Source organism: Spirulina sp. LEGE 11439 (assembly GCF_059821285.1).
This window is the reverse complement of record NZ_JCAMRX010000002.1, coordinates 77,672-99,348: the sequence shown is the minus strand read 5'-3', so window position 1 is coordinate 99,348 and position 21,677 is coordinate 77,672. Positions and strand designations below refer to the sequence as shown.

At 42.9% G+C, this 21,677-nt stretch carries 21 protein-coding genes; 10 read left to right on the top strand and 11 right to left on the bottom strand.

The window, feature by feature from the left end; all coding sequences use genetic code 11:
• Positions 1–8 precede the first annotated feature (8 nt).
• The 3 genes from AC6RV6_RS01830 to AC6RV6_RS01820 form a co-directional block, all read right to left on the bottom strand.
• A complete protein-coding gene (locus tag AC6RV6_RS01830; RefSeq protein WP_500238503.1) occupies positions 9–833 on the bottom strand; it encodes a phytanoyl-CoA dioxygenase family protein in 825 nt (274 codons plus the stop codon).
• A gap of 261 nt (positions 834–1,094) precedes the next feature.
• Positions 1,095–1,763 (bottom strand): ABC transporter ATP-binding protein, encoded by a 669-nt coding sequence (locus AC6RV6_RS01825; protein ID WP_500238502.1) that lies wholly within the window; start codon positions 1,761–1,763, stop codon positions 1,095–1,097.
• Positions 1,764–1,842: 79 nt separating this feature from the next.
• Entirely contained in the window at positions 1,843–2,109 is a 267-nt protein-coding gene (locus AC6RV6_RS01820; RefSeq protein ID WP_500238500.1) for a UPF0367 protein family, read from the bottom strand.
• Between the two features lie 225 nt (positions 2,110–2,334).
• Here AC6RV6_RS01820 and psbD point away from each other — a divergent pair, with 225 nt between their 5' ends.
• The 3 genes from psbD (at position 2,335) to AC6RV6_RS01805 (ending at position 6,425) form a co-directional block, all read left to right on the top strand.
• Positions 2,335–3,393 (top strand): photosystem II D2 protein (photosystem q(a) protein), encoded by a 1,059-nt coding sequence (gene psbD, locus AC6RV6_RS01815; protein WP_500238499.1) that lies wholly within the window; start codon positions 2,335–2,337, stop codon positions 3,391–3,393.
• A gap of 514 nt (positions 3,394–3,907) precedes the next feature.
• Complete coding sequence (locus AC6RV6_RS01810; protein ID WP_500238498.1) at positions 3,908–4,189, top strand: 4a-hydroxytetrahydrobiopterin dehydratase; 282 nt, start codon at positions 3,908–3,910, stop codon at positions 4,187–4,189.
• 109 nt (positions 4,190–4,298) lie between these two features.
• Entirely contained in the window at positions 4,299–6,425 is a 2,127-nt protein-coding gene (locus tag AC6RV6_RS01805) for an iron uptake porin (RefSeq protein WP_500238497.1), read from the top strand.
• 108 nt (positions 6,426–6,533) lie between these two features.
• Here AC6RV6_RS01805 and AC6RV6_RS01800 read toward each other — a convergent pair whose 3' ends face one another.
• Positions 6,534–6,887 (bottom strand): zinc ribbon domain-containing protein, encoded by a 354-nt coding sequence (locus AC6RV6_RS01800; protein WP_500238496.1) that lies wholly within the window; start codon positions 6,885–6,887, stop codon positions 6,534–6,536.
• 30 nt (positions 6,888–6,917) lie between these two features.
• A complete protein-coding gene (locus tag AC6RV6_RS01795) occupies positions 6,918–7,232 on the bottom strand; it encodes a TIGR03792 family protein (RefSeq protein ID WP_500238495.1) in 315 nt (104 codons plus the stop codon).
• Between the two features lie 163 nt (positions 7,233–7,395).
• Here AC6RV6_RS01795 and AC6RV6_RS01790 point away from each other — a divergent pair, with 163 nt between their 5' ends.
• From AC6RV6_RS01790 to AC6RV6_RS01780, 3 genes are read left to right on the top strand one after another with little or no spacing between them, the layout of a single operon-like run.
• A complete protein-coding gene (locus AC6RV6_RS01790) occupies positions 7,396–7,722 on the top strand; it encodes a phasin family protein (protein WP_500238494.1) in 327 nt (108 codons plus the stop codon).
• Positions 7,723–7,737: 15 nt separating this feature from the next.
• On the top strand, positions 7,738–8,298 hold the full coding sequence (locus AC6RV6_RS01785) for an FKBP-type peptidyl-prolyl cis-trans isomerase (protein WP_500238492.1): 561 nt from the start codon (positions 7,738–7,740) through the stop codon (positions 8,296–8,298).
• 49 nt (positions 8,299–8,347) lie between these two features.
• A complete protein-coding gene (locus AC6RV6_RS01780) occupies positions 8,348–8,965 on the top strand; it encodes a helix-turn-helix domain-containing protein (RefSeq protein WP_500238490.1) in 618 nt (205 codons plus the stop codon).
• Between the two features lie 9 nt (positions 8,966–8,974).
• On the opposite strand, the gene stpA is transcribed toward AC6RV6_RS01780, so the two are convergent.
• Positions 8,975–10,246, bottom strand: coding sequence for a glucosylglycerol 3-phosphatase (gene stpA / locus AC6RV6_RS01775; RefSeq protein ID WP_500238489.1), 1,272 nt, complete (start codon positions 10,244–10,246; stop codon positions 8,975–8,977).
• 142 nt (positions 10,247–10,388) lie between these two features.
• Here stpA and AC6RV6_RS01770 point away from each other — a divergent pair, with 142 nt between their 5' ends.
• Positions 10,389–11,498: a DegT/DnrJ/EryC1/StrS family aminotransferase gene (locus tag AC6RV6_RS01770; protein WP_500238488.1), complete on the top strand. Its 1,110-nt coding sequence runs from the start codon at positions 10,389–10,391 to the stop codon at positions 11,496–11,498.
• A 24-nt stretch (positions 11,499–11,522) separates the two neighbouring features.
• On the opposite strand, the gene AC6RV6_RS01765 is transcribed toward AC6RV6_RS01770, so the two are convergent.
• Together AC6RV6_RS01765 and cimA are read right to left on the bottom strand one after the other, a co-directional pair.
• Positions 11,523–12,080, bottom strand: a complete 558-nt coding sequence (locus AC6RV6_RS01765; protein WP_500238485.1) for a Uma2 family endonuclease — start codon at positions 12,078–12,080, stop codon at positions 11,523–11,525.
• A gap of 25 nt (positions 12,081–12,105) precedes the next feature.
• Positions 12,106–13,725 carry a citramalate synthase gene (gene cimA, locus AC6RV6_RS01760; protein ID WP_500238484.1) on the bottom strand — a complete coding sequence of 540 codons (1,620 nt, stop codon included), beginning with the start codon at positions 13,723–13,725 and terminating at the stop codon, positions 12,106–12,108.
• 87 nt (positions 13,726–13,812) lie between these two features.
• Here cimA and AC6RV6_RS01755 point away from each other — a divergent pair, with 87 nt between their 5' ends.
• Complete coding sequence (locus AC6RV6_RS01755; RefSeq protein ID WP_500238483.1) at positions 13,813–14,157, top strand: 2Fe-2S iron-sulfur cluster-binding protein; 345 nt, start codon at positions 13,813–13,815, stop codon at positions 14,155–14,157.
• A gap of 54 nt (positions 14,158–14,211) precedes the next feature.
• Here AC6RV6_RS01755 and AC6RV6_RS01750 read toward each other — a convergent pair whose 3' ends face one another.
• Positions 14,212–15,069, bottom strand: a complete 858-nt coding sequence (locus AC6RV6_RS01750; RefSeq protein WP_500238482.1) for an Npun_R2479 family HD domain-containing metalloprotein — start codon at positions 15,067–15,069, stop codon at positions 14,212–14,214.
• Positions 15,070–15,578: 509 nt separating this feature from the next.
• Here AC6RV6_RS01750 and AC6RV6_RS01745 point away from each other — a divergent pair.
• Entirely contained in the window at positions 15,579–18,014 is a 2,436-nt protein-coding gene (locus tag AC6RV6_RS01745; RefSeq protein ID WP_500238481.1) for a response regulator, read from the top strand.
• A gap of 211 nt (positions 18,015–18,225) precedes the next feature.
• On the opposite strand, the gene AC6RV6_RS01740 is transcribed toward AC6RV6_RS01745, so the two are convergent.
• Both AC6RV6_RS01740 and AC6RV6_RS01735 read right to left on the bottom strand, forming a co-directional pair.
• Positions 18,226–18,555: a hypothetical protein gene (locus AC6RV6_RS01740; protein ID WP_500238479.1), complete on the bottom strand. Its 330-nt coding sequence runs from the start codon at positions 18,553–18,555 to the stop codon at positions 18,226–18,228.
• Positions 18,556–18,573: 18 nt separating this feature from the next.
• On the bottom strand, positions 18,574–20,289 hold the full coding sequence (locus AC6RV6_RS01735) for a protein kinase domain-containing protein (RefSeq protein WP_500238476.1): 1,716 nt from the start codon (positions 20,287–20,289) through the stop codon (positions 18,574–18,576).
• 177 nt (positions 20,290–20,466) lie between these two features.
• Between AC6RV6_RS01735 and AC6RV6_RS01730 the strand changes: the two genes are divergently transcribed.
• Positions 20,467–21,612, top strand: a complete 1,146-nt coding sequence (locus tag AC6RV6_RS01730) for an aromatic ring-hydroxylating oxygenase subunit alpha (protein ID WP_500238475.1) — start codon at positions 20,467–20,469, stop codon at positions 21,610–21,612.
• Positions 21,613–21,677: the final 65 nt, after the last annotated feature.

Here is a 21,677-nt window from a genome sequence, read left to right as displayed (position 1 = left end):
CCAAACTGTCAGCGAACCATTTCGCGATCGCCAAGAAGAGTATCTTCTTGCAGCATTTGTAGCGGCGTAAAATCTCGATTCGCTAAGAAATTGGGCCGTGGATTGGGCATTGACATTAATCGATTTTCAACGCTGTTGTAGGTAATCATTAATAACCTGCGATCGAAGGAGGACATATTAACTCCAGAACCGTGAATGCAGTTTGGATGAAAACAAAGAACCGAGCCTGCTTCTCCTTTGGGTGCGACAATGCCATGTTTTTGAATTAATCGCTTCAATTCATGAGGATCGGTAGTATATTCTAGTTGAGAAGACATATGAGATTGCCAACCTGAATGAGTATCTTCAGTTTTGACCTTGACAATTCCTTCCTGATGAGAACCGGGAATGAACATCAAAGGGCCATTAAATTCATTAACTTCGTCTAGAAAAAGAACGATATTGATAGCCCTATCCGCAGGCATCCCGTCTTTTTGAAACCAATACTGGAAGTCTTGATGCCACTGCCAGACATCTCCTTTAAAAGCAGATTTGAATGTGATTTTATATTGATGGACGTAAACTTGACTGTCTAAAATATCTATTGCAGTTTTCATTAACTTAGGCAGCCTAAGCAACTTTTGAAATATTCTATTTTGATAGAGATCTCCTCCATGTACAGCACGAATTGTGCTTCCGTCAGATTCCAAAACTTTACCCGGATTATTTGCTTTAAGAATTACTGAAATTTCTGCGTTAATTAGATCGAGTTCATTTTTGGAAAAAATTTGACCTAAGAGGAGATATCCTGATTCTTGAAATTGAAGTAAGCGATTGCGAGTTAAAGAGATCATCAATAATTGCCAATATTTGGGACTAGAAAAAAAGATTTTCTAGCTCAATCTTATTGATTTTAGATGAGTTGGTCATCGTCTCTCTCAAGGATTGGTTATAAATCTTTACACCACATTCAAGTTATTAAGAATTGCCATGCACTCATTCATTGTTTCTTCTCCATCAGGGAACGTGACGGGGATCGATAGCGAAGAGGGAGAGTTGGCAGGAGATCTCAATGCGATCGCTACGATCGAGTCATGGGAAACTAGCAGCGATCTTTATTTTTTCCCTTTGCTCAGTTTCTTTTTTAAACGTTGCGGATCGCCGCGATCGCGAATCTTTCCTTCTTCCAATAGAAATGCCCCATCGCAATAATCCAATTCATTGAGGCGGTGGGTCACCCAAAGAGCAGTTAAATTACGTTCTTTTACCAAAGTCCGAACTTGCCGAACTAATTCGATTTGGGTATCGGGATCGAGGAGGGCGGTGGGTTCGTCAAGGATTAAAACTTGGCAATTTCTGGCAATTTCTCCGGCGATCGCGATGCGCTGTTTTTGACCGCCGCTTAAAGCATAAATCGGTCGCCGTTGCAAGTCGAGCAATCCGACGGCATCAAGGGCTTCTCGCACTCTAACCAAGGTTTCTGGGTAGGTTAAATTTTCCCGCACCAACCCAAAAGCAATATCCGCCCCTACCGTAGGCATGACCAATTGGCGATCGGGGTTCTGGAAAACAAACCCGACGGGTTGAATAGTCTCAATCTTCCCTTCTCCGGGTTCTAATAAACCCGCCAGCAATTTAAGCAAGGTCGATTTTCCGCTCCCATTTGCCCCCAACAGCATCCAAAATTCCCCTTGAGGAATGCGAAAGGAACAAGAGTCTAAAATCGGTGTATTCGCCTGCCAGCAAAAGGACAGATTTTCAACATTAATGGCGTTTTGAGACATAGATTTGCTCTGAGTGTCTGGGGTCGGATGTCAGGATCGTCTAAACCCTAATGCCTCCAACCCCAAATCCTAAATCCTACTACTCCTTATCATCCCCAAAAAATCCCGGAGTGCGCCCCGAAGCCGTGGCGGATTTCTGAGAAATGACGACGGCACTAATTTGATCGCTGAAGACGGCGACTTCCTTGTCGGTTTGCTTCTCGCAGGTCAAATGCACCATTTCTGGCGTAACCTTCTTCATGGCTTCGAGAACGCCGTGGTAGACTGCTTTCGCGTCGTCGAGTTCTTTGCGTTGTACGGAAACGGGGATGGGAGAATACTTCAAAATTAGGTCAATACTGAACATACGGGCTGCTACTCGTTGAGGGTGTGCTTTAAGATTTTAAGATTTTGTTAAGGATTGCACTAGCGTGCAGGAATATTTATATTTATTATAGTTAAGTAAAGAAAAGTAAATTTTTTTCGCAATTCGGTGACATTTCTGCTCATATTGCTCATTTTCAGAAAAAGTCGAATTGTGGGAAGGGTTTAAAAGCTGCTCTTATCGCTATTTTTTGGAGATTTCATTTTTATGACCGTAGCAATGGGACGCGCTCGCGCCCAGAGAGGATGGTTCGATGTCCTCGACGACTGGCTTAAACGCGATCGCTTCGTCTTCGTCGGTTGGTCGGGTTTGCTCCTGTTCCCCTGTGCCTATCTCGCCCTCGGGGGCTGGCTCACCGGCACAACCTTCGTCACATCTTGGTATACCCACGGTTTGGCATCTTCCTACTTGGAAGGTTGTAACTTCCTCACCGTTGCCGTTTCTTCTCCTCCCAACAGTCTCGGACATTCCCTGATTTTCCTCTGGGGACCCGAGGCGCAATGGAACTTTACCCATTGGTGTCAGTTGGGAGGACTCTGGACCTTCGTCGCCCTTCACGGCGCATTCGGGCTGATCGGCTTCATGCTGCGTCAGTTTGAAATTGCCCGTTTGGTGGGAATTCGTCCTTATAACGCGATCGCCTTCTCCGCCCCTATCTCGGTATTCGTCAGTGTTTTTCTGATGTATCCCTTGGGACAGTCGGGTTGGTTCTTCGCCCCCAGCTTTGGGGTAGCGGGTATTTTCCGCTTCATCTTGTTCTTGCAAGGCTTCCACAACTGGACCCTCAATCCCTTCCACATGATGGGAGTCGCGGGTATCCTTGGCGGGGCATTACTCTGTGCCATCCACGGAGCCACCGTAGAGAACACCCTCTTTGAAGATGGAGAATCCTCCACCACTTTCCGAGCCTTTAATCCCACCCAAGCCGAAGAAACCTACTCAATGGTGACGGCAAACCGTTTCTGGAGTCAGATTTTCGGGATTGCCTTTTCCAACAAGCGTTGGTTGCACTTCTTCATGCTTTTTGTCCCCGTAACGGGATTGTGGATGAGTTCGGTAGGCATTGTCGGTTTAGCCTTAAACCTGCGAGCCTATGATTTTGTCTCTCAGGAGATTCGGGCAGCAGAAGACCCCGAATTCGAGACATTCTACACCAAGAATATCCTGTTAAATGAAGGTCTGCGAGCTTGGTTAGCTCCCCAAGACCAACCCCATCAAAACTTTAAATTCCCTGAAGAAGTTCTCCCTCGCGGTAACGCTCTCTAAAGGAATATCTGTAACAATCTTAAATCTCTGTTGAGAAGTTTACGGAATGAGACCCCCAGTTTCCTTGGGGGTTTTTCCTTGCTTCCACGCGATCGCCATTCACTGATAACTGATAACTGAAAAAGGGGTTTCCCTTTTTTTTAAAATAGTGCTATCTTAGGAAACAGGTCAAAGACCTTAACCCGAAATAAATGTTTTGAAATTAAACCATTTAGGAGATAAGGAGGTGATGCCCATGATTGATGATAGTAATAAAATTATGGGTCTTCTCGTTAACGATAGTCGGCTGTGCGCCGGAGCCGCTCTCTAGGATTGAAAAGAGTTTTTTAGGGAAGCTAGTTTGATATAGCAATCTAAATTATCTTAATTTAATAGCTAGAGTTCCTTCCGGCAGTCTGATTTTAACTGAGAAGACCTTTGCTAGACCGCTCTTACATTTCGGCATAACCTTAGAGGAAATGCAAATTGTAAGAGCGGATAGTTTTATAGAGGGGAAAAAGAAAGGAAAAAAGAGATGACACGATTACTCAACCAAACAGAAATTCAAGAACGCCTGAACACATTACCGGGTTGGCAACAGAACGGAAAAGTCATTCAACAAACCTTTAGATTTAAAAATTTTATCAAGGCGATCGCTTTTGTTAATCAATTAGTCGAACCAGCAGAAGCCGCCGGACACCATCCAGACCTCGAAATTTCCTATAACAAAGTGACCGTTACTATGACCAATCACGATGCGGGTGGACTGACAGCAAAAGACTTTGAAATGGCTGTGACAATTTCCCAACTGGTTTAGAGTCTTTTGCGGTAAGATTGTCCTGAGATGGGATTTATCCCGTTGTCAATCTGCTACAATTCAAACTCAGATTGTCAGCCTAAGCATAAGGTGTGAGGACAAGGCAAACATGGACAAGCAATTCTGGAAATTACAGTTATTGAAGGGTCCCGCCATTCTTGGGATGGCGCTGACTCTGGTATCTACTTCAACGGCGATCGCGATCGAACCGGAAACTTCTCAAGAAAATAATGCGACGTTAAGTTCCCTCGAACTTAGCGAATTCGCTGAAACCGAAGAAGTCGCGATCGCACCCGCAGCGAGAGAAACAAAAACCCTCGCGAAAAAGGCGATCGCGTCTCCAACTCTGCCCGCAGCAGTCAAGGAAGTTGAAGTCTCAGAGCAAGAAGTTGCAGAACAAATTGAGATTCCGATCGTTGAGTTCTCTAATAATGATTTCACCGAGAATTCCTCTACTACTCACGTACTCCCAGAAAACACCGTAACGGAAATTGCGGCTGGATCTGAAGAATTAGAAGAATTAGCTCGCGCTGAAGACGAAACCAGCATCGAAGATCTCTTAGGGCTATCCACCGCGCCAACTGAAATCGCTCAAATGTATAGCGATCGCACGAACAGTAATGGCGAAGTTCTCGATCGCGTCAATCAATACAGCAACGAAGATACTAACGGCTCAATGGGTCAAGGGGTTCCCGGTGCGGCTCGTTTCAGCGACGTATCCCCGAGCGACTGGGCTTATCAAGCCTTAGATGATTTGGTACGCAGATATGATTGCTTGAAAGGATATCCCAATGGCACTTATCGCGGCAATCGCGCTTTGAGTCGTTATGAATTTGCCGCAGGTTTAAACGCTTGCTTGCAACAAATCGAGCGCTTGATTGCAGCTTCTACAGCAGATTTTGTCACCCGTCAAGATTTAGAAGCGCTGCAACGTCTCATTCAAGAATTTGAAGCAGAATTAGCCACCCTCGGCACTCGCGTCGATAACCTTGAAGGTCGCGTTGCTTTCCTTGAAGATCACCAATTCTCCACCACTACAAAACTGTCTGGAGAAGTAATTTTTGGTTTAACCAATGATTTTGGTGGCGATACGAATGCTTCTGCTGCCGTTTCGAGTGTAGGTCAATCTGCCTTTGGCGATCGCGTTCGTCTCGAACTCAATACGAGCTTCACAGGGAGCGATCGCTTGGTCACACGCTTAGCGGCTGGTAATTTGACGGCATTCAGCACGGGAGCGGTTAATAACCTCAGTAATACCAGTTCCTTTGCAGGGACTCAAACATTTAATATTCCCAGCGATCGAACGGGTAACGATGTTTATGTCGATTGGTTGGGCTATTATTTCCAATACCTCAATTCTCAAGCATATGTTGCTGCGACGGGCGGGAAATGGAGCGATATCGCTCCGACTTTAAACCCCTACTTTGAAGATTTTGATGGAGGCAATGGGTCTCTGTCTACCTTCGGTCAACGCAACTCCATTTTCCGCGTCGGTGGTGGTTCTGGTGCAGCATTGAGCTTTGGTTTTACTGCCATTGAAAGCATTCTCGGTCCCAGCACCGTGACGATCGGTTATTTTGCCGGCAGCAATGCAGCAACTCCGGGATCGGGTTCCGGCGCATTTAATGGCGACTATGCTGCAATGGGTCATTTAAATGCAAATGTCAGTGATACTTTTGGAGTAGGCTTGACCTATGTTCATGGCTATCATGCAAGCGGCAGTCCCATTTACGCTGAAGGTCGCGCTCGGCAATCTGGACAAAATGGCTTAGTGGGAAGTTATACATCCAATAATCCGTGGGTTTTGTTAGATAACAACACTGGCGGAATTCCGATGGTCACGAATTCCTATGGTGCAGAGTTCTCCGTTCGTCCTACCGAAACCTTTGTTATCAACGGGGGTGTCACGTACACCAGCACAATTCTGTTAGGACGAGGAAACGCCGATATCTGGTCTTACTCTCTCGGTGTTGCCTTCCCCGATCTTGGACGCGAAGGTAGTGTTTTGGGCATTTATGGCGGGATTCAACCAACTCTGAAAGGAATTCGAGCCAGTGGAGTCAACCGCGATCGCGGTCGTGTTGATGATGTCTGGCACATCGAAGGATTCTATAAATTCCAAGTCACGGATAATATTTCCATTACTCCAGGCGTTGTTTGGGTTTTGAGTCCTAATCAAGACGTTCGCGATGAGTCCAATATTATCGGAACAGTGAGAACTACATTCTCGTTCTAAATTAACTCGATTTCTTTAGATCGTAAAAGCAACAGATGAAAAACTCTGTTGCTTTTATTTTTGAAAAGATGGTCAAAACCACGACGAAAAATGCTCTTAGCTTAAAGATCAACGAAATAGCACTAATGATATGCTGATTACAATAATTCCTAATAAAAGCAATAAACCGCGATTGTTCCTGCACCAAGATTGCAAGGCTTTGCGGCCTGTTAGCGCCGGAATGATATCTTCTTGGAGAGCATCGCGATCGCAGTACATCGTACAAGTTTTGGCATAAGGACGCTGAGGAAAATTGCAACTATCATCCTCGTGATAAATGCAGCGATCGCATAAAGATGAATCTCCTTCTGCTTGATAAAGCGGGATTCCCTGATGTCCGTAGGCTTTGAGAACAATACCGCAATGAGGACACTTGAGTGCATCCGTCGTCACTAACTTTTCGCATTGAGGACAACTCGGCATAAACTTCACTCAAAAATGCTTTCAACCTGTTTATTCTCCATTATGGAAAAATTTCCGAACTTGATACTCTCCTTCTTCAATCAGATCGTAAGGTCGATTGAACGCGATCGCAAATCTTCGCTCTGTTTCTTCTAAAACAGCTTGAGGAATCGCTTTCCATTCTTCTTTTGTTCTCCAGCGAATAACAAAAGCAACTTCTTCAGAATTAGGAGATAACCAGACTTCTTTCCCTAAAAAAAATGGGTATTTTGCGAGCGCAGTCGTCCAGATTTCCTCATCCTTTTGAATAAAGCGTTCTCGTTCTTCAGATGCAACCCGAAATTTTAACCATTCAATTACTACCATATTAATTATCAATTATTAATAAGTAATTATAAATGATTATATCAAAAATCGGGAATTGGGAATGGGGAATCGGTAAGAAGGAAGAAGAGGAAGATCGGCAAGACTCCAGCAATTTTGCGATCGCCTCGCTAAGATAAATAAAGTTGGAGGACAAAACAGCAATATGGACAACAACAGCAACTTGATACAAGAATTGTTAACGATCGGATTGGGAACCACCGCCTTTGTCGCCGAGAAACTGGGAGAAATGGGCGATCGCTTGGTGAAAGAGGGTAAAATCGAACCCGATGAAGCCAAAGCGATGGTGAATGAGGTACTCACCAAGGTCAACACCGATCGCGGTACTGTAGAAGACCGGATGCAGCAACAACTCAAAACCGTCCTGCAAGATATCGGGGTTCCCCGACAGTCAGAAATTGACGAATTGCGCGGACGGATCGATCGCTTGGAACATCAAGTCAGAGATCTCGAAAATAAACAATGGCGTTAAATCTAAGGATATTCAATGAAAGCAATTTTAATTAGCGTTGGCGCGATCGCAGCATTTGGGGTGATTTTGGCGATCGCGTTATTCACAGGAAATGGAGAAGAAGCGATTTCGTCTCAAGCTGTCAATCCCACAGAGTCTTCTACAACTGAAGTCACAACAGGTACACTAACACCAGAGGAATCTCTTGCAGATGCCTCAGATCTTTTACCCATTCAGGAAAACGTGAGCGAAGAAAATGCAGTTACAACGGAGTCCGGACTCCAATACGTTGTCATCAAAGAAGGGGTCGGCGACTCTCCCAAGCGCGGCGATACAGTTGTCGTCCACTATACAGGAACCTTAGAAGACGGAACGAAATTCGATAGTTCTCGCGATCGCGGTCAGCCTTTTTCTTTTAAAATCGGCATCGGACAAGTGATCAAAGGTTGGGATGAAGGCGTGGGAATGATGAAACCGGGAGGACGGCGCAAGTTAGTTATCCCCTCAGATTTGGGATATGGCGCACGCGGTGCTGGTGGTGTCATTCCTCCCAATGCAACGCTAATTTTTGATGTTGAATTGTTAAGAATTCAGTAATTGCTCTCTAACCCCTTTTCTTCATTTGAAGAAGAGGGGATTTTAAAATATGAATCAACAGAGCCAACACTTGCAGACATTAATGCAGCAAGCGAATATTTCTAGTTTTAAACAGTTAATTCGTCTTGCTGGCGTTTCAGAATGGCAAGTCCGACAATTGCGAAGTGGAAATATTACCAAAATGCGGGTTGAGAATCTGGAAAAATTAGCCAAAGCATTACAAATTTCCCTCACCCAACTCATTACAGAATTTTCTCCCGAATCAGCCGATCGCAGTGCAGAGATAGACTGGAAACGAGAATGCGATCGCTTACAACAACAACTCGATCGCCAAGAAGAGAACCTCAAACAAGACTTTCAACACGAGAGTTTACAAATTATAGAATCATGGCTTTTACAATGGCCGACGGTGGTGAATGCAGTTCAGAATAATCCTCAACTGTCTGCGATGCGTTTATTACCTTTAGTCAAACCGATTGAAAGTTTGATTGCAGAATGGGGTTTAGAAGCGATCGCTTCCGTAGGAGAAGAAATCCCCTACGATCCCCAATGGCATCAACTCATGGAAGGAGCGGCGGAAATTGGAGAAATAGTTAAAGTTCGTTATATCGGCTATTGCGATCGGGACAAAAAGTTATTATATCGTGCTAAAGTTAGTAAGATTTAATATTCGTTGTTAAAATTGCCTTTTGCGGGCGACTTTTTGGAAGAATTGGCAATATTGTTGATAACCTTCTGGAAAAATAACATTTAAAGTTAAAGGGTCGTTAATATCACTGGGATCGCAAGGTCCTTCGATAACTTTGAGTTCCCCATCAATGCGATCGCAGCGCACGGATTTACGATTTTTTACTTCTCCTCGAGAACTATCCACATACACCACAATATTATCGCGATCGCATTCTTTACCAATCCCTTGAATTAACTGTAAGAAATTGCGATCGCTGCCTCCTCGTCGTACTGTAATTTTGCCGTCTTTTTCTTCTACCGTACTATTTACCGTGTCGCCAACCCCTATCATAAGCGGCATTTCTTTGAGATCGAAATTGTTTTGAACGAGTTGTAATAACTCCTCTTGAGTTCTTGGGGCTTGACGCACCTTAAACTCTTTCCCAAGGGGATAATTACCCGTTCTTTGCCCATAATAATGATTGAGAATTGCTAAAACCCCGACTTCTTTTACAGCACCTTGTAACATAAACTGAAAATCTGTCGTTCCCGAATCATGTTCATTCGCAAAACGAACGATTTCTTTACCTGTTTCATCTCGTCCTAAATTGGGAGCGTAATGCACAAAAAATGAATCTTGTAAACCCCGATCTGCGGCCTCTTGTAACAATGTATCCATCAAATCTTCCATTTTCTGTTGCAAAGCAATATAATCATCTGTGCGATCGCGAATTTCCTCATAAATGGTATTGAGATTAGCCGTTGGCGAAACCTTATTATCCAACACAGAAGCCGCAATACATGCCTCTATCTTCTCCTCGGGTAACAGATCGGGATGGGTTTGCAAAAAAGAGTTGAGTTGTTCTTGAATGCGTTGAGGAATGCGGGCTAAAAATGTTAATTCGCAATCGCTAACTCCCGGATGAGAAACGTTCCCATCACAATCTTGCCATTGAACCCCTCCAGCCCCCAAACCGGGTAAATATAACCCTCGTTCTTTGACCAATTCTGCATTTCCAAACGCTCTTTCAACGATACCTTTAACCCCGCGCTTGCCAATATGTTCCCCATTGGTCAAAACATAAAAATGACCAGAAAGCGATCGCACTGCTTCAACATACTGAGGATCGATAACTCGCGTGAGGGGATCTTTGACCAAACCCATGCAAACGCCATCTAAATCTTGAATAATTAAAATATTTTCTGTCTTAGTTAAAATGCTTGCCAGTTCGTCATGTTTTAACGAGAAAGAAGATTGGCTTAAAGCAGAAGCAGACATAATCAAAATAGGGAACGCATGGGGTAAAGATTTGCCCCAACTGTATCACATGAAAGGCTTGACCCGATATCTCGCTCCCCAACCCCATGACAAAATGACCATTTTTTGATTTGATATAAAAGATTTTTAAGGTGTTGTGCGAGTGAACAATATTCCCCCCCTCGATCTGACCAGACAGTACCAGCAGATCGCCCAAGAAGTTGATGCTACAGTCCTCGAAGTTCTGCGATCGGGTCGCTACATCGGGGGAAAATCCGTGGCAGACTTTGAAGCGGCATTTAGCGAATATATTGGGACAAAGGAATGCGTGGGCTGTAATTCGGGGACGGATGCGCTATATTTGGCACTCCGCGCCCTCAATATTGGCAAGGGAGATGAAGTGATTACCAGTCCCTTTACCTTTATCGCCACGGCGGAGACGATTTCAGAAGTGGGGGCGACTCCCGTTTTTATCGATATCGATCGCGCTACCTTCAATCTCGATCGCGATCGCCTCGAAGCAGCGATTACGCCAAAAACTAAAGCCATTATCCCCGTACATTTATTCGGTCGTCCTGTGGAGATGACGGGATTAATGGAAATTGCCCAAAAGCACAATTTATCGGTTATTGAAGACTGCGCCCAAGCAGCAGGAGCGGAATGGATGGGGAAAAAGGTGGGGAATATCGGTCATATTGGCTGTTTTAGCTTCTTCCCGACGAAGAATTTAGGGGCTTGTGGGGATGGGGGTGCCGTAACCACCAATGACCCCGAAATTGCCGCGATCGTGCGGAAGTTGAAAGAACACGGTCAAAAAAACCGCTACATTCATGATGCGATCGGGGTGAATAGTCGTTTGGATTCCCTACAAGCGGCGATTTTAACGATTAAGTTGCGCTATCTCGATGAGTGGAATGGAAAGCGATCGCAAGTCGCCCGACGCTATCAAGAACTTCTCCAATCCTGTTCGCAAATTACCCTCCCGTCAACTTCAGAACAAGGAAAATCCGTCTGGAATCAATTTACGATTCGGATTTTAGCGGGTAAGCGGGATGAAGTCCGCGATCGCTTACAAGAAAAGGGCATTAGTTCGATGATTTATTATCCTCGCCCTCTCCATTTACAGCCTGTTTATCAACATCTCAATTATCAAGTGGGACAATTGCCCAATGCCGAACAAGTTGCTGATGAAGTGCTTTCTCTGCCCATGTTTCCCGAACTCTCTCAGGAGGAACAAGATCGGGTTGTTTATGGGTTGAAAGATTGTGTTTAATTAAAGGATAGTGATTGATTGTTGTTAACGACGCAACCAGTTAAATACTTGCTCTGGGGATAATTCTAAGTTGATTTCTGGGAGGAGGGGAAGCGTGCGATCGCCTTGATAAATTTCCGGTAAGCGATCGGGCCAATACACTAAAATAGAACGAGTTTGCGGATCGATTAACCAACCTGATTTTGTTCCATGTTGCAAACAATGCAAGAGATTATCGGTGACTCGGGTTTGATATTGTTTGGGGGAAAGAATTTCGATCGCCCATACCGGCGCAAATTTAATTCCCGTGGCAATAATTTCGTTATTTGCATCAAAGGGAACGCGATCGCTCTCTAAAATACTCACATCGGGAACGAGAGAGCGATCGCCAAAACTACAGCGTAATTCGGGAAAAGCTTCATAATTATTTTCCGCGTTATCGATGATATTGACCAGTCGTTTTGTTAAGAGACTGTGTTTTCCACCTCCCATAATTTTTTGCCTAATTTCTCCTTCGATAAATTCCCATGCAGGTGACTCATCAATATGAGATTTTTGCAAAAACTCTTGTAACTTTGAGAGGTTGAGGTTTGTAATTACCATCTGATTAATGAATAATTCTCAATAGCTATGCGATCGCAACTTTCCGAGAAGATTTTAATAACAAACCATATTCAATCCCTTCAACCACGGCTTGATAAGACGCATCTATAATATTCGTAGAAACCCCGACTGTTGCCCAACGTTGTTCCCCATTACTCGACTCGATCAAAACGCGAGTTTTGGCAGAAGTTCCCGAATTACTATCGAGAATTCGGACTTTATAATCCGTGAGATGAAAGGTTGCAATTGCGGGATAAAATTTAACCAATGCTTTCCGTAAAGCTGCATCAAGAGCAGAAACAGGACCATTCCCTTCAGCAACTTCTAATAAATCTTCTCCATTCACGCCAACTTTAATCGTTGCCAAAGCATTACTACTAATACTTTGTACGCCTTGTAAAATATCGCAAGTCACCTGAAAGCCTTTTAGTTCAAACATTTGTTCTCGCCGTCCCAAAGCCGATCGCATGAGTAACTCAAAACTGGCTTCTGCGGCTTCAAATTGATAGCCCTCATGTTCTAATTCTTTCAGTTGGTTTAAAATGCCTCTTGCTGTCGGATCTTTGGGATCTAATTCAATGCCAAAATTGCGAGCTTTAGAAACAATATTACTCATTCCCGCTTGGTCGGAAATGACAATGCGCCGCTCGTTGCCGACGGATTCTGGGTTAATATGTTCGTAAGTTAAAGGATTTTTCTGTACCGCAGAGACGTGAATTCCTCCTTTGTGAGCAAAAGCAGAAAGGCCGACAAAAGGGGCGTGTTCGTCTGGAGCAAGATTGGCAATTTCGCTAATTAAACGACTGGTTTGAGAGAGTTGCGCCAGTTGTTCTGCCTCAATGCACCGATAGCCGAGTTTGAGTTGCAAATTAGGAATTAAACTGCAAAGATTGGCATTACCGCATCGTTCTCCATAGCCGTTCATCGTTCCTTGAACCATCCGCGATCCTCCCATCACAGCAGCGATCGCATTAGCAACGGCGGTACCGGAATCATTGTGAGTGTGTATTCCTAGCTTGGGTGCATCACTTTCCTGTTTTAATTCCGGAAAAGCGGCAAAAACTTCCCCCACGATCTGAGTGATTTGATGGGGAAGCATTCCCCCGTTGGTATCGCAAAAAACCAACCATTCCGCCCCCGCATCCCAAGCAGTTTTTAGGGTTTTCAGGGCGTATTCGGGATTCTTTTGATAGCCATCAAACCAATGTTCTGCATCATAAATAACGCGACGGCCTCGCGATCGCAGATACTCGATCGTATCGCGAATCATGGCTAAATTTTCGTCTAAGTTGGTTTTCAGTCCTGCTGTGACGTGCAAATCCCAAGATTTACCAAAGATTGTCACCCACCGCGTTTCCGCAGCCAGAATTGCTTGCAGCATTTTATCTTCCGAGGCGAGTTTGTTGGGGCGACGAGTGGAACAAAAGGCAACAATTTCAGCTTGTTTTAGCGGTTGTTCTTTCAGTCGCCAGAAAAATTGTACGTCTTTCGGATTTGCCCCCGGCCATCCCCCTTCAATGAAAGGAATGCCCATATTATCCAATTTGTGGGCAATTTTCAGCTTATCCTCAATAGAGAGTGCCAGTCCTTCTCGTTGCGCTCCATCTCTGAGGGTTGTATCGTAAAGCCAAATCCGATTTTCCATGATTGAAAGGGAAGGGGAAACAGTAGGGAATGAGCGATCGCCTCAGTTCAATAATATCAGTAAAAAACTTGACAAATTTAAAATAATATGCAAACTTCCCAGCAAAAAATAAAAGTCAGCGTTTGCGGAAAAATAATTGAGGGCGATCGCGGAGAAAATCTCCGTAAACTTCTATTAAAACATGGAATCCCTCTCTATAACGGAAATTCTCAAATCATTAATTGTCGCGGTTTGGGAACCTGCGGCACTTGTGCGGTGGCGATCGAAGGCGAAGTCTCAGAACCCAATTGGCAGGATAAAGAGCGGCGATCGCTTCCCCCTCACTCTCCCGATCGCAATCTCCGTCTCGCTTGTCAAACCAAAATATTAGGAGACATTAAAATTACCAAATATCAAGGATTCTGGGGGCACAAAGATAAAATTCAATGGTAACTCTTCACTGATAACTGATAACTGATAACTGATAACTGATAACTGATAACTGAACTATGCTGCCGTTGAGGTTTTGGCATCTTCTTCATGTTCGACGCGGAACACCGTTGCGTAAAGATTTGCAATAATTTGTTTGCCAGATTGGGTTAAGTTTAAATATCTTAATGCCGTGTGTAAATAGGGATAAACGGCTTTCCAATAAAAGCTAGGATAATTGGCACGCAACTCGCCGGGGTTTTTATAACCGAGGAATTTATTTGTCCCGATTTCTTCAAATTCGTAGAAAAGTGCGGGGATTTTTTGCAAATAGCGAGGATCGCTTAATTGACCGATTAAATCTGCCCCGCGTACTAAACCGGGATAATTTTCTGTATCTTTGTGATCTTCATCCGCAGGCACGGGAAAACGGGTTAATTCAATGTTTTCTTTTAAGATTTCTGCATCGATTAATTTATGTCCGCCAAATCTTTCTTGGACGAATAATTTGCCGCGATCGACATGATAAGGAGCTAAACTCGCATCACTGGCACCGGCGGGAAGCTGGATCATTTGTTCGCCAATTCCTGTTGCATAGCGACTATTCAAAGGATCGTCGGGACGACAAACCCCTTTAACATAACCAATGTCATGACACAAGAGCGAAATCTGGAAATGCAACCAGTCTTCTGGCGTAGCACCGCCATCTTTAATATGCTTTCCTCGTAGAATTTCTTGTCCGACGAGGGTCACAAAAATTGTATGCTCGACATTGTGGTAAAGTGCATCGCTATTGGCAATATTTTCGAGAGCCATGCCTGCAGCCCAAGCGATGATTTCTGCATATTCAGATTTCCAGCCGCCATAAGTTCGACGATAGCCAGAGGTTAATTGTTTAACGAGATTGTCGATGAGTAAGTTTGTGGCAAGAAACATAGCTCGGGCGGTGATAAACGATAGAAAAAGTATAATGCGCTACTGTTATTTTATTTGCGATCGCAAAATCTTCTAGAGAGTTTAAAAATTTTGGTATCGAAACATCACAAGTGAAGTTAAATTTTGTTGTATAGATATTGTAACGGATTGAGCTTGGGTTTTCCAAGTGGGATTAACTTCCAATCAGTAGAATAGGAGAACTAAAAAACTGACAGCCAGTCATTTCAGCGAACAGTTATCAGCGAACGGCAAACAGAACCTCCCGCTAAAGCGAGAGGCTTGATATTCGGAAGTTTTGGGGGTTTTCCTCTTGGCGGAGAAGGCTGGAAACCTTATGATGTTAGTCAAGAAAATTATTTTCTGGTGGGGCAAGAAAAAAGAACGCAAAGTTAGGGAATTTATTATTTTTTAAACTTAAAAATTACCGATTGTCAATAGTGATGAAGCTATAATCTAAATATTATCCCCAGATATCCCCAATTCGCACAATTTTATTAACCTGAAATCTTATGTTGGCTCGACTTCGCAAGCAGTTGCAAAACATTGCTCCTACTCGTCGCTTGACTGTCTTGTATATTTCCGCTTTAAGTGCGATCGCTTTGCTGTCGATTTTAGCACAATTCATCATCCAAAGCTCTCTCGAACGACAATCGAGCGATTCTCGCATTATTAATATTGCCGGTCGTCAACGAATGTTGAGCCAGAAGTTAAGTAAAACGGTGCTGACTTTACAGAATACTCGCGATCGCGACGAATATCAAAAACGCTTAGCAGAACTCGAAGAGGTTATCGAACTTTGGGAAATCTCTCATACGGGTTTGCAACAAGGCGATCGCAAATTAGAACTTCCTGGCGACAATAGCGAGAAGGTTACAGAAATGTTTACCGCGATCGAGCCACATTATCAAGCCATGCTAGAGGCAGCAAAACAAGTTTTAACAATTCTGCAAAAAAATAGCTTGCCTGTGGAATCTTCTGCAATTTTACCTTTTACAGAGATAATTCTTGCCAATGAAGGAGATTTTTTACCCGGAATGAATGCGATCGTTTTTCAGTACGATCGCGAGGCCAAATCTCGTGTTGACGAAATGCGGCAATTAGAAAAAATCATTTTAATTATTGTTCTCGCCGTTCTTGTCTTAGAAGCCTTATTTGTTTTTCATCCTGCTATCTGTCAAATTCGCAAATATATCGAACGAGTTGTCAAAGTTAAAGAGAAAATGCAAAGAATGACGAGAGAATTAGCAGACAAAAATAAAGTTCTCGATCTTGCACTACAAGAAGCACATTCGGCAACAAAAATGAAATCTGAATTTCTAGCGAATATGAGTCACGAAATTCGCACGCCGATGAATGGTGTTATCGGGATGACAAGTTTACTTTTAGATACAAAGCTAACCCAGCAACAACGAGAATTCACAGAAATTATTCGCACTAGTAGTGATAGTTTACTCACAATCATTAATGAGATTTTGGATTTTTCCAAGATCGAAGCAGGCAAATTAGAATTAGAAGAATATCCTTTCAATTTGCGAATTTGCATTGAAGAAACATTAGATTTAGTGGCGATGAAAGCCAGTGAAAAAAACTTAGAGCTTGCTTATCTGATACAACCCAATACACCAACTCAGATTATTGGTGATGTGACCAGATTACGGCAAATTTTAGTCAATTTATTAAACAATGCAATAAAATTTACAGAACGCGGTGAAGTAACACTGACAGTTACGACCTCACCACCAATCACCAACCAGAAAATAAAGAATAACCAAAAATCAATTTTGTATCCGCAACAGACACAAACAAATATCGACCAAGACATCAAAACTAAAACTGCATTTTATTTTACAGTTAAAGATACAGGAATTGGGATTCCGCCAGATAAACGCGATCGCTTATTTCAATCTTTTTCTCAAGTTGATGCGTCTACTTCTCGAAAATATGGCGGAACGGGACTGGGATTAACGATTTCTCAGCGTCTTTGCGAACTAATGGGAGGAGAAATTTGGGTAGAAAGCGAAGTCGGTGTCGGCTCAAATTTCTCTTTTAGTATTATGGCAATGTTAGCACCAGAACAGACTTTATTAGACAGCTATGCAGCCAATTCTCAGCTAGTTGCAAAACGAGTTCTGATTGTCGATGATAACACCACAAATCGTAAAATATTGAGCTTGCAATGTACGAATTGGCAGATGATTCCGATTCCCGTGAACTCTGGCATAGAGGCATTGACTCTTTTACAAAAAAATCCCGCATTCGATCTGATGATTTTAGATATGCAAATGCCAGAAATCGATGGTTTACAACTCGCTCGCGAAATTCGCCAAATTCCCTATTATCAAAAAACTTTTTTGATTTTATTGACTTCTATCGGACAAATTGAAGAAAAATCTTTAAAAGAAGAAGTCGGTTTTGCAGCTTGTTTAACCAAACCAATTAAGCAATCCCAATTGTTTAATACATTAAATTGGATTTTACAAGAGAATTCCGAACCAGTTGAATTCCAAAAAATTAACAACAATACACAATCCAAAAAAGCAAAATTTGATTCATCTCTCGCGACTCAGTTACCTTTAAGAATATTAGTAGCTGAAGATAACATAGTCAATCAAAAGTTAATCGTACATTTATTAAAACGTTTGGGATATCGTGCTGATATTGTCAGCAATGGTTTTGAAGCGATCGCATCTTTAGAACGTCAATTTTATGATGTTATATTAATGGATGTACAAATGCCAGAAATGAATGGTTTTGAAGCCACTCGGGCAATTTGCCAGCGTTGGGATCGAGAAAATCGTCCTCGTATTATTGCTTTAACAGCAAATGCAATGGAAGGCGATCGCGAAAATTGTTTGGCTGCTGGGATGGATGACTATCTTAGCAAACCGATTAGAATGGACGCATTAATGGCGGTTTTAACATCCTGTAAATTGCTGACAGTTTAGGTGATTTCTTATTGCAATCGATCGCAGGAAAACATTAAATGTTTATGGAAGTTAAGGAAATAAATCGGTAATGAGATTCTGGCACTTATTGTCGATCCGTCAGGGATTGAAAATCCCTGTCTCATATAAAAAATCCATTGAAATGGATTGGGGAATTACAGCGATCGCATTATTACCGAAATAAATATTTAATCTTCATTAATATTCAATGTTAAAATTCTGTAGAAGCCTTTATTGCTTGAATAATCTCATCAAATTGCTCTCGTAAGATATATTTGAAAGAATCGCATCTAAAGCGATCGCTAATTAACTGCCTTAATTCTGTTTTCGATAATCCGACTTCTCGGGACGTTGCAAACAAGAAATTCAATTGCGGTTGCGAGACATATTTAGAAGCCGATCGCTTGTTGCGAGATTGGAGAATTCCATTAACTTCTTCAACATCAAAAATGCTTAAAATCTCCTCTTGATGCTCCTCGAAAAACTCATTTTCACCCAGAGAAGATAATTTTTTTAAAGATTGAAAAAGGAGCGATCGCATTTCAGTGAACAGTGAGTATCAAGGCCGAAAATTGGCATCTCGCACTTCAATTTCAAGGCGATTGCCTTTATATCGAATCATACCGCTAAATTGACTCGTACTGAATGAGCGCAAACTCGCTCCATTGTATCCATCTTTTAAGGCTTGATTGGCTGCTGGATTTGTTTGTCCGCCTAACAATTTTTTTAAGGTTTGTTCCATGCTGTCATAGCCAACAGATAAGGGTAAAGAAACCTCAGTTTGTCGCAGTCGATCGGTATCGGTTTCAAAGAGATAATTTAAACGAACGCGATCGGGTTGATTATAACTAATCATGCGCGTTCCCGGCCAAAATCCCTTGCGATCGCGGCTGGGTTGTCCCAATTGGTTAATAATTGTACTTGTAGAGGTTCCTGTGGAAAAAATAGGAACTTTGGGAGCATTATTATGAGTAGGAGGCGAAGGTTGCGATCGCGGCGTTGGTGAAGGTTTGGGAGAAGGTCTTGGCGTTGGACGAGGAGAAGCAATGGGGGAAGGCGTGGGAGAGGGTTTAGGAGTCGGAGAAGGTTTGGGAGTCGGAGAAGGTTCAGGAGTCGGAGAAGGTTTAGGAGTCGGGGTTTCTCGAGGTGGAAAATCAACCTCAGCAGACTGATTGGAAGTCGATCGCGGTTGAAACAGACTAAACCCGAAAAATAACCCCGCGATCGCTACTCCTCCCGTTGCCAAGATTCCTATTGCGATCGCCAGTCCTCCTCTCTTTTGCGATCGCTGTGGTGAAGTGGGTGCAGGGACGACTAAAGTTGCAGAAGTCGATACAGATTGAGTTTGTTCCTTTCCACCGGGAGATACTGCGATCGTTTTCGCCATGGACAGAGGAGACCCTTGTAGCGAAGATGCCCCTTGAGTAGGAGGGAATTGAGTCGGTTGGGCTAATGTGGGATTTCCGAGGGCTTCTAGCATCGCTTTGGCGGTGGGAAAGCGATCGCGAGGATGATAGCGAATCGCGCGATCGAGTACCTCTGTTAAACCAGAATCTAATTGAGAAATAGTTTTTCGCCATAACCATTCTCCCGTTTGCGAGTCTGTTTCCAAGTCGTAAGGCATTTTCCCACTGAGAGCAAAGATCGCCGTCAGCCCCAACGCATAAACATCGCTAGAATACAAAGGACGACCCATCGACTGTTCTGAAGGCATAAAACCGGGAGTCCCGATCGCCACAGAAGTCGCATTTCCCGAAGAATAAACCGTACTTCCCATCGTTTCTTTAACGGCACCAAAATCAATCAGGACGGGTTTGCCATCATTGCGGAGAATGATATTATCTGGCTTAACATCGCGATGCAGAATTTGTTTGGTGTGAACGTAATCTAAAATTGCCAGTAATTCAACGAGGAGAGATTGAACGCGATCGCCAGATAATATTCCCTTTTGGCGCACTTCTTGAGTGAGGGTCACCCCTGCGATCCACTCTTGAACCAGAAAAAATTCTCCTCCCTCAGAAAAATAAGCATAGAGTTGGGGAATTTGTGAATGTTCTTCTCCTAATGCTTCTAAAATTGCGGCTTCTCGTTGAAAGCGATCCTCTAACCATTGTTGTTGTTCTGGTGAAATAGCAACAGCAGGTTTAAGCTGTTTGATCGCGCACTGACGTTGCGAAGGAAGGTGCGTATCCACAGCAAGGAAAGTTTGCCCAAAACCTCCCTTACCGAGAGTTTTAATAATACGATAGCGATTATTGAGCAGAGAAGTTGTCATAATAAATAGAGAAAAAAGGCATTTGTCGAGACTACAATAATATTTTTTGGTTTCCAGAAGTGTTTGTGGCTTCACAAAGTCGATCCCGATCGCATTCTATAGAATTCACATTCTGTTAAACTCCCCAAGCTAAATTGATTACAGAGAACTCTCTTAAGAAAAAACTCAGAAACAATCGTGGTTAGCGCACAACAAATTCCCCTTTTACCGATTGAAGCCTATACTTCCCTAGAATGGTTCGCACGAGAACAACAAACCATTTTTAGTAAAACTTGGCAATTTGCTGGATTTGTGGAAGACATCAAAGATGCGGGAGACTATATAACCGTACAGGCTGGACTCAATAACATTATCGTCTTATTGGACGAACGCAAACAGATGCGGGCTTTTCATAATATTTGCCGTCATCGCGGTACTCAACTGCTGCGATCTACTGGCAAACAGAAGGTCGTTATCACCTGTCCTTATCATGATTGGACTTATAATCTTCAAGGACAATTAACCGATGTTCCAGAGCGTAATACCCAATTTCCCGATCTCGATCTTGAGAAGTTATGTCTTTATCGTGCCTCTGTTGAAACTTGGCGAGGCATGATTTTTGTTCATCCCGATGCCAATGTTGAACTTATCGAGGATTGGTTTCAATCTATTAAACCCTATTTAGCTCTCTATCAACCCGCAGAACTAGAAGAATATACCGAAGATAGAATTCGTTACCCAATTAAGGCAAACTGGAAAATTATTGCTGAAAACTTCCTTGATGCCTATCATGTCAGTCATCTCCATTCCAAAACTTTCGTAATGCACGATTACAAACAAACGAGAATGGGGTTAGCAGGGAAACATGCTCATTTTTGCATGCCTGCGAAAAAAAAGTTTCTGGTAGAAATTGAAGAGAATGCGGCTCAACTTCTCATCAAACCTCAAGAACGAGAAATGAAAAAATATGTATTATTTCTGTTCCCTAATCTGGGTTTAATTGAAACCGAATTGAGTTGGTTTATCTTTCATTTAATTCCCATGACTCCAGACGAATCAATTGTGGAAATTAGAACGAAAGTTAAATCTGTGTCAGAATGGAAAAATACGATCCAAAAACAGACATCTTGGCACTATTTCAAAGATCGCAACCAAGATAAGCATGAAACTGGAGAAAACGATCCTCTCGCATCGCGAGATTTTATGATGGAGGATATTTATGTGTGCGAACAGCAACAAAAATCTCTCAAATCTCCTTATTTTTCTGTTTCTTCCTTTGCCCGAGAGCAAGAGCAAATAATCCATCAATATCAACAACTACTACTGGATTATCTGGAAAAATAGCTCTATTTTTCCAGCTTTGCACTTTATTTGCACTTCAAGAATTTTTCTAGTGTAAATATTTTTCA